Source organism: Actinophytocola sp. (assembly GCF_050699915.1).
Classification (GTDB): domain Bacteria; phylum Actinomycetota; class Actinomycetes; order Mycobacteriales; family Pseudonocardiaceae; genus Actinophytocola.
The window spans coordinates 1-7,072 of record NZ_JBOHGA010000280.1; the positions used below are offsets into that span (position 1 = coordinate 1).

At 72.2% G+C, this 7,072-nt stretch carries 9 protein-coding genes; 5 read left to right on the forward strand and 4 right to left on the reverse strand.

The features are described from left to right. Positions 1-633: MFS transporter (locus ACRDSK_RS30120; RefSeq protein ID WP_431444756.1), on the forward strand; the 633-nt coding region annotated here is incomplete at its 5' end. Here the strand turns inward: ACRDSK_RS30120 and ACRDSK_RS30125 are convergent. Further along, positions 561-1,613: a hypothetical protein gene (locus ACRDSK_RS30125; RefSeq protein ID WP_431444758.1), complete on the reverse strand. Its 1,053-nt coding sequence runs from the start codon at positions 1,611-1,613 to the stop codon at positions 561-563. The two genes, ACRDSK_RS30120 and ACRDSK_RS30125, sit on opposite strands and share 73 nt — an antisense overlap. A 128-nt stretch (positions 1,614-1,741) precedes the next feature. Here ACRDSK_RS30125 and ACRDSK_RS30130 point away from each other — a divergent pair, with 128 nt between their 5' ends. The 3 genes from ACRDSK_RS30130 (at position 1,742) to ACRDSK_RS30140 (ending at position 3,908) form a co-directional block, all read left to right on the forward strand. Further along, positions 1,742-2,533 (forward strand): IclR family transcriptional regulator, encoded by a 792-nt coding sequence (locus ACRDSK_RS30130; protein WP_431444760.1) that lies wholly within the window; start codon positions 1,742-1,744, stop codon positions 2,531-2,533. A 74-nt stretch (positions 2,534-2,607) separates the two neighbouring features. Then, positions 2,608-3,192: an ArsR/SmtB family transcription factor gene (locus tag ACRDSK_RS30135; protein WP_431444762.1), complete on the forward strand. Its 585-nt coding sequence runs from the start codon at positions 2,608-2,610 to the stop codon at positions 3,190-3,192. Then, on the forward strand, positions 3,189-3,908 hold the full coding sequence (locus ACRDSK_RS30140; RefSeq protein WP_431444764.1) for a hypothetical protein: 720 nt from the start codon (positions 3,189-3,191) through the stop codon (positions 3,906-3,908). Before ACRDSK_RS30135 ends, ACRDSK_RS30140 begins: the two co-directional genes overlap by 4 nt. Here the strand turns inward: ACRDSK_RS30140 and ACRDSK_RS30145 are convergent. After that, positions 3,835-4,782: a cobalamin-binding protein gene (locus ACRDSK_RS30145; protein ID WP_431444766.1), complete on the reverse strand. Its 948-nt coding sequence runs from the start codon at positions 4,780-4,782 to the stop codon at positions 3,835-3,837. The genes ACRDSK_RS30140 and ACRDSK_RS30145 overlap by 74 nt on opposite strands. 497 nt (positions 4,783-5,279) lie before the next feature. Here ACRDSK_RS30145 and ACRDSK_RS30150 point away from each other — a divergent pair, with 497 nt between their 5' ends. After that, the gene (locus ACRDSK_RS30150) at positions 5,280-5,582 is read left to right on the forward strand and encodes a hypothetical protein (RefSeq protein WP_431444767.1); all 303 of its coding nucleotides are present in this window, start codon (positions 5,280-5,282) and stop codon (positions 5,580-5,582) included. 63 nt (positions 5,583-5,645) lie between these two features. On the opposite strand, the gene ACRDSK_RS30155 is transcribed toward ACRDSK_RS30150, so the two are convergent. Continuing rightward, positions 5,646-6,164, reverse strand: coding sequence for a polyketide cyclase (locus ACRDSK_RS30155; protein WP_431444768.1), 519 nt, complete (start codon positions 6,162-6,164; stop codon positions 5,646-5,648). A 31-nt stretch (positions 6,165-6,195) separates the two neighbouring features. Further along, positions 6,196-6,843 carry a TetR family transcriptional regulator gene (locus tag ACRDSK_RS30160; RefSeq protein ID WP_431444770.1) on the reverse strand — a complete coding sequence of 216 codons (648 nt, stop codon included), beginning with the start codon at positions 6,841-6,843 and terminating at the stop codon, positions 6,196-6,198. Positions 6,844-7,072: the final 229 nt, after the last annotated feature.

The following is a 7,072-nucleotide window of genomic DNA, read 5'->3' on the forward strand; positions in this document are numbered from 1 at the left end:
CTCGCGCTCGCCGCGACGACCAGGCTGCCGCGCGTGCCACCGCCGCCGCCCCGCCCGCGGCTGTCCGGCCCGATGGTCGCCGCCGCGCTGCGCCGCCCGGAGGTTCTCACCCCGCTGGTCGCCATGGTCGGCGCGCAGGTCGCGATGGTGTCGGTGATGACGATGACGCCGCTGCAGCTGGACCACCACGGGCAGGGGCTCGACGTGATCGGCTGGATCCTGTCGGCGCACATGATCGGGATGTTCGCGCTGGCGCCGCTGTCCGGCCGAATCGCCGACCGGTGGGGCGGGCGCGCCACGATCTACCTGGGCATCGGCACGCTCGTGGTGGCCGCGGCGACCGCGGTGTCCTCGCCGACCGCGCACACGTCCGGGCTGCCACTCGCGCTGTTCCTGCTGGGGTACGGGTGGAACCTGGTGTTCGTCGGCGGCAGCAGCCTGCTCGCGCGGGACCTGCCGGCCGGCGAGCGGACACAGCTGCAGGGCGTGGTCGACGCGGTGGTGTGGTTCTCCTCCGCACTCGCGAGCCTGGTCGCCGGCGTCCTGTTCGGACTGGGCGGCTACCCGCTGGTGGCGGTGTTCGGCGGCGTGCTCGCGCTGGCGCCGATCGTGCTGGTGAGCAGGAGGTCGTGAACCTCGAGGGCGCGGCGGACCAGCGCCGCGCCCGCGGCCTGCATCGGCAGCCCGTCGATCGCGGCGGCGGTGAACGGGTGCTCGCTGACCGCGCCCTCCGCGTTCTCGGCCACCCGGGCGCCGAAGAGGTCGTCGAACACCGGGGCGTCGACCACCACGGTCACCAGCAGGTCGGTCGCGAACGTCAGCGGGTCGACGCCCAGGCCCAGGCAGTGCGCGCGGATCCGGCCGGCCCGCAGCGCGGCGGACATCTCGACGGCGAACGGCCACGTGGCGTAGTCCACGCCGGCCCGCTCGGGTTCGCCCAGCAGCTCCTCGGCGTACTCGCGCAGCAGCAGGTGCCACAGCGAGAACTCCGCCGGCGACGGTCCGCTCGGCTGGAACACCCCGACCGGCACGACCTGGTACAGCCCGCCCGCGTGGCCGACCCGCGCGGGGTCGCGCCAGTGCAGGAAGAAGGTCGGGTCCGCATCGAGCCGGACGGTCAGCGCGCCGACCGCCAGGTTCGCCGGCCGGCGGGTCAGGTCGCACGGGTCGCCGATCGCGTCGCGCAGGGGAGTCGCGCCGCCGGCGGCGTACTCGTGCGCGGCCGCCTCGCCGGTGTCGATGCCGTCGAAGTAGTTGCCGTGACCGAACTCCAGGCGCGGCGCGCCGGTCAGCCCGCCGGTCAGGTCGGCGGCCAGCAGCCGGTAGGTCGGGCGGTTCTCGAACACCGCCGGCCGGTCGTGCGCGGCCATCTTCTCGGCGTAGCGGGTGGCGGGCAGGGCGGGCAGCGGCGGCGTGGCGCCGAGCGACAGCGCGACGTCGCCCAGCGGCACCGGTCGCTCCGGGACCCACGTTCGGCGCGTGAGCAGCGGGGTACCGGCGAGCTTCGGGATTTCCGGGTACTCCCCGGCCGCCTCGACGGCGAGCGGGTGCCGGCCGGCGCGCAGCCGCGCTCGCACCCCCAGCCACTCGGAGACCTCCGCGCTGATCACCACGCCGCGATTGTGCCGCCAGATTCCGACTCCGTGAAATATCCGCGACAGTCGTTCGACATAAACCTGTGTCCACGCGAAGGTGATGTCAGACCTTTTGCGCGGCCGTGCTCTGCCGTACTGTCGGCGACGTGACCGAGCAGAGCAGCGGGTTGATCGGATCGGCCCAGCGTGCGCTGCGAGTCCTGGACATCGTGGGCTCCGCGGGCGACGGCATCACGGCGAAGGCGGTGGCCCGGCGAGCCGGCTACAACCTGTCGACGACCTACCACCTGCTGAACACCTTGGTACACGAGGGATATCTGATCCGGTTGGGGCACGGGCGCGGGTTCGGGCTCGGCTACAAGGTCGCCAGCCTGTACCAGCGGCTGTGCGCGGAGCTCGACGTCGGCCAGGAGCTGCAGGACGAGCTGCACCTCCTGCACCGCCGCGCCGAGGCGGCGGCGTACTACACGGTGTACCGGGAGACCGACATCGTGGTGGCCGCGGTCGCCGACTCGCCGGAGTACCCGCGCGCCAACCCGCTGGAGTTCGGCTTCCACGAGGCCGCGCACGCGACGGCGTTCGGCAAGGTGCTGCTCGCGTCGATGCCGCGCCGCGCGCGGCGCGACTACCTGACGGGCGCCGGCATGCCGCGCCTGACCAAGCACACCCACGTGCGCGCCGTCGACCTCGACACCGAGCTGGACCACGTCGAGCGCGCCGGGATGGCGGTGGAGGTCGAGGAGTTCCAGCCGGAGATCGCGTGCGTGTCCGCGCCCGTGCTCGACTCGGACAACCGGGTCGCGGGCGCGGTGGCGTTCTCGGTCCCGGCGGCCACCTTCCACTCGCGGCGCTGGCACCTGGAGCGCGCGGCCCGGGCCGGTGCCGCCCGGTTCTCGCACCTGATGGCCACCCGCCCGTCGCTCGTCTCCGGTGCCTAGCCCGGCTCTTCGTTCCCGTGCCGCGGTCGCGTCCGGCTATTGACAAAAAAATCTGTCCATTGCACGATGTGCTCGTGGCCACCGGCATCACCTACGTCGACGAGCCCGAGCACGTCCGGCTCGCACTCTCCCCGCTGCGCCGCCGGCTGCTCGGCCTGCTGCGCACCCCGTCCTCGGCCACCCAGCTCGCCGCCGAGCTCGACCTCCCGCGCCAGCGCGTCAACTACCACCTGCGCGCGCTGGAGACGGCCGGGTTCGTGGAGCTGGTGGAGGAGCGGCCGCGCCGCGGGTTCGTCGAGCGGATCATGCGCACCCGGCCCGGCACCTTCGTCGTTGACCCCACCATGATGATCGCGGACGAGGTGGAGCAGGCGCACGACCAGTACGCCGCCGAGCACCTCGTCAACGTGGCCGCCACTACCGTGCGGGACGTCGGGCGCATGCAGGCCGGTGCGGTCGCCGAAGGCAAGCGGCTGCTCACCTTCACCGTCGAGGCGCAGGTGCGCTTCGCACGACCGCAGGACGTGCACGCGTTCACCGACGAGCTGGCCGGCGCGGTCCGGCAGGTCGTCGAGCGGTTCGACAATCCCGACGGGCGTCCCTACCGAGTGGTCGCCGGCGGGCATCCGGCCCCAGCCGAACAGGAGAGGAAACAATGACCGACAGCACGCCGCGGATCGAGATCACCGTCGCGGCCCCGGTGGACATCGTCTGGCATGCCTTACGGGACAAGGAAACCATCCGCCACTGGCACGGCTGGGACTACGACGGGCTGGACGGCGAGATCGACCTGATCTACTTCACCGAGGTCGACGCGGACCCCGTCGCGCGCACGCTCAACGTGCAGGCCGGCGACGTGATCAGCCTCGCCGCCGACGGCGACGCCACCCAGGTCACGCTCACCCGCGCGCCGCACGGCAGCAACCCCGACTGGGACGCCTACTACGCCGAGATCACCGAGGGCTGGATCACCTTCCTGCAGCAGCTCAAGTTCGCCGTCGAGCGGCAGCCCGGCGCCGTCCGGCGCACGCTGTTCTTCGCCGGCACCAACGAGTCCGGCCGCGACGTCGTCGCCGAGCTCGGCCTGCCGGCCGGCCCGACGGTCGAGACGAACCTGCTCGGCGAGCACGTCAAGGGCGAGGTCTGGTTCCGCTCCGAGCACCAGCTCGGCGTCACCGTCGACGCGTGGGGCGACGGGCTGCTCGTCGTGTCAGGCATAGGCCCGACCGACGAGAAGCCGGACGGCTCCGCGATGGCGGTCCTGTCGACCTACGACCTCGACGAGGCTCGGCTGGCCGAGCTCAAGGAGCGTTGGGTCCCGTGGTGGACCGAGCGGTTCCCGGCCGACGACAATCTTCCGTCCGAAGTGGACTGACACCCGCGTCGGGGTAGACGCCGTGCAGCACCTCGGCGAGCACCTCGGCACCACGCACCACCCGCGGGCCGGGCCGGTTGAAGTAGGCCGGCCCGTCGAGCACCCACACCGCGCCGTCGCGCACCGCCGGCAGGTCCGCCCACCCGGACCGGCCGGTCAGCACGTCCAGCTCGGCGCGCGTCCGGTCGGGCGGGAAACCGCACGGCAGCAACAGGAGCACGTCCGGCCGCGCGGCCACGACCCGGTCCCAGTCGATGGCCGCCGTGTGCTCGCCCGCGCTCGCGAGCAGCGGGACACCGCCCGCGAGCTCGATCTGCTCGGGCACCCAGTGGCCCGCCGGCCAGACCGGGTCGAGCCATTCGAGCGCGACGACCCGCGGCCGCGGCCGCCCGTCGACCCGACGGCGCACCTCGTCGAGCCGTGAGTGCAGTGCGGCTATGCGGTCGGCGGCGACGTCCGGCACGCCGAGCGCGTCGCCGACCACCCGCAGGCAGTCGAGCACCTCGGTGAGCGTGCGCGGTTCGAGGCTGAGCACCCGCGGGCCGGCGTCCAGCACCCTCACCGCCTCGGTGACCCGGCGGTAGGAGACCGCGCAGACCTCGCACAGGTCCTGCGTCAGCACCAGGTCCGGCTCAAGCCGCGCGAGCAGCGCCGCGTCGAGGCCGTACAGCGACGAGCCCCGGTGCCCGGCGCCAACCGCGGCGGAGATCTCCCGGCTCGACAGCTTCTCGTCGACCTCGCTCGCGGTCACGACCGGCACGCTCGCCACCGCCGCCGGCCAGTCGCACTCGTGCGTGCGGCCGACGAGCTCGGGCAGCCGACCGAGCTCGGCCACGATGTCGGTGGCGGCTGGGAGAAGCGACACGATTCGCACGCGACCCAGAGTAGGCAGCCCGGTGTCCGGCTGCGGAGAGTGACGGCCAGGCCCATCACTGACTCACCCCGAGGTGAACGGTGGTTTATCACTCGAACGGGTTTTGTGTGACGTAATCGCAGGTGAACACGCACTCGTCGTATGCATGTGCACCTGCAAGGCGCACCTTGAGCCTCCGGGAGAGCGGTTCGTCCACTCGCCGACCAATACGCACCGTTCATCGCGCGTACCCGCGGTCACGGTGAGGTAACAAGGGATTTCGACGATGATGAGAGGACAAGCCGGGGGGCTGAAGTACACCGACGAAGTGGGACGTGGCTCCCTGCTGGCACAGGGAGCCACTGGATGTCCCGTGGACCAGGCGACCAGAGTCCGCGCGAGACCTGACCGGAAGGCACAGAACGGTGACCAGTCTAAAACCCGGCGCCGCTCCCACACCAGAAGGCGATAGACCGATCGACACCCCACCGCCCTCGAACGCAGGCCGCCGCCGCATCGTGCAGCTGGCCTCGCTGTCCGACGTGGACGACAAGCCGGCCGCGCCCGCCGCGACCGGTGGTGGCGCGCACCGCCGCGCTCGGGCGCTGCCGTCGTCCCGCGACGACTGGCTGGTTCTGGCGGAGCGGATGGTCGGCGACTGGGCGGCCACGCTGCGGGCCGCGCTGCTGCTGGCTCTGTCGGTGGCCTCGGTGATCATGGTGATCGGCCTGCTGTTCGGCCTGGGCTCGGCCCTGGCCACCACCTTCATCGCGCTGCTGATCTTCCTGGTCGGCCGCCGCCGCGACTCCGTCCGTCGTTAGACCCTGTTTCGAAGGTGCCAGGCGGTTCGTTCGAGCGGTCGTCGAGCTTCGAAACAGGGTCTACTAGGCGCTGTGGGGCTCGACGGCCGCCAGCTCGGCCAGTGTTTGCAGCTGCCGGCGCATCATCACCAGGTCACCCCAGGCGAGCAGGCGTCGCCGGACGTAGGACAGCGGCCGCGCGGAGACGACGAGCTTCGCCACGAGCCGGCCGTGCGTGACGCGGTAGGTGACGGCGAAGTCGCCGAACACGCGCCGCGCCCACCGGTCGGTGAGGCGCAGTGTCAGCTCCAGGTCCTTGACGTACCCGGCGAGCGTGAAGATCGTCATCACCCGCTGGCCGACGGCCAGCTCGGTGAGCCCGGGCGTGAGCGTGCGCGGGCTGTGCCGGCCGAAGTTGTCGATCAGGTCGTAGCTGTAGGGCGCCACCCGGAGCTGGCACAGCCAGCGGTACACGGCCGCAGGTTCGGCGTCGACCTCGACCGCGCGGAACCACGACTCCGTCGGGCCGGCCACCAGCTCGTCGCACGGGTAGCGCTCGGCCACCTCCGCCGGCGTGGCACCCCAGATCTCCGGTAACCCCATCCCTACGGTCTAGTTCGGACCGGGGCGCGGGTCAAGCGGTCAGCAGGCCGCGGATGATCGTCGTGGTGAGCCGCGTCAGCGTGGGGACGAACGGCAGGCCTCCGTAGCCCAGCTCGGGTTCGAGCTCGTAGAGCTCGAGGAGCGTCTCCGTCGGGCGGCCGAGCTGCCACAGGCCGGCGGCGAGCAGGCTGACCGAGCCGACGAGGTCGAACGCGTCCTGGTCGGTCAGGGCCGGCAGCACGGTGCGCACCTGCGCCGAGAGCTCGTCCACCGAGCCGACTGCGGTGCGTTTGAACTCGCGGACGGTCTCCAGCGACACGTTGCGCTCGAGGTTCAGCGGCGCGTGGGTCAACAGGTCGCAGAGCAACGGCCGCTCGGCCAGCGTGGTGGCGAACGCGGCCGCGACCTCGGCGACCGCGCCGGCCGGCAGCGGCGCGAGGGCGGCACGCATCGCCGCGACCCAGTCCCGCCAGTCGTCGGCGGCGAGGCGCAGGTAGATCTCCTCGCGCGTCTCGAAGTACCGCAGCAGCGCGGACTTGTGCATCCCCACGGCCCCCGCGATGTCCGCCAGGCTCACCGCGCGCACCCCGTCCCGCTCGGCGAGCGCCCGCGCGGCGGTGAGGATGGCCTCGTACCGCAGCCGCTTGTGCTCGGGCCGCCGAGCGCGCTGAAAGGTCACCCCATCACGGTAAGCACCCCGCTTCGCTCTCGCTCACAGTGTTGATGGTTCGCTCCGCTCCTGCGCTACTCGCCGTCTTCCCTCCTCCGTGCTCGGCGCTGGCGCGCCTGCGCGCGAGCGTCAGTCCAGGGCCGAGGACAACTCGCGACGAGCCTGCTCCGAACGCGACCACTGGCGCTGCTGTCGCCGGCGAGGTCGGGAGTTGTCCTCGCAGAACGCTCCGTCGCTC

Coding starts and splice junctions, on each gene's coding strand:
- ACRDSK_RS30140 (WP_431444764.1), top strand. CDS start 3,189: ATGACCGACAGCACGCCGCGGATCGAGATCACCGTCGCGGCCCCGGTG.
- ACRDSK_RS30155 (WP_431444768.1), bottom strand. CDS start 6,164: ATGGGGTTACCGGAGATCTGGGGTGCCACGCCGGCGGAGGTGGCCGAG.